At 66.3% G+C, this 713-nt stretch carries 1 protein-coding gene; it reads left to right on the forward strand.

Features of this window, described 5'->3' with window-relative positions; genetic code table 11:
* On the forward strand, window positions 1-713 hold a 713-nt coding region (locus EOA36_RS36480), incomplete at both ends, for an ABC transporter ATP-binding protein (protein ID WP_145969557.1).

Raw genomic sequence — 713 nt, forward strand, 5'->3', positions numbered from 1 at the left:
AGCCTCGATGCCGAAGCGGGCGAGTTCATCGCTCTCGTCGGCCCCTCGGGCTGCGGCAAGAGCACCTTGCTGCGCATCCTTGCTGGGCTCGATCATGCCGACAGCGGCGAGATCTTCGTTGGCGGCAAGGACATGTCGGCGGTCGCCGCGGCCGATCGCAACATCGCCATGGTGTTCCAGTCCTACGCGCTCTATCCGCATCTGACGGCCGGCCAGAACATTGCCGTTCCGCTGGCCATGAAGCGGTTGAGCCGGACACAGCGCCTGCCGCTGGTCGGCTCGGCCCTGCCGGGCCAGAAGGAGATCCGGGCCGGGATTTCGCGCGATGTCCGCGAGATGGCGACGGTGCTCAAGATCGATCATCTGCTCGACCGCAAGCCTGGTCAGATGTCAGGTGGGCAGCGGCAGCGCGTCGCGCTGGCGCGCGCCATGGTGCGCCATCCCAGCATCTTCCTGATGGACGAACCTCTGTCCAACCTCGACGCCAATCTGCGCGTCCATGCCCGTGGCGAGATCGTCGAACTGCACCGGCGCGCCGGCGTGCCGACGCTCTATGTGACGCATGACCAGGCGGAGGCGCTGTCGATGGCCGACCGCGTGGCGGTGATGATCGGCGGCAATCTGCTGCAACTCGCCGCGCCCGAGGCGATCTACAACGATCCCGCTCATATCGAGGTCGCCCGCTTCGTCGGCCAGCCGAGGATCAACATCAT

The sequence above is a fragment of the Mesorhizobium sp. M8A.F.Ca.ET.021.01.1.1 genome (assembly GCF_003998025.1).
Classification (GTDB): domain Bacteria; phylum Pseudomonadota; class Alphaproteobacteria; order Rhizobiales; family Rhizobiaceae; genus Mesorhizobium.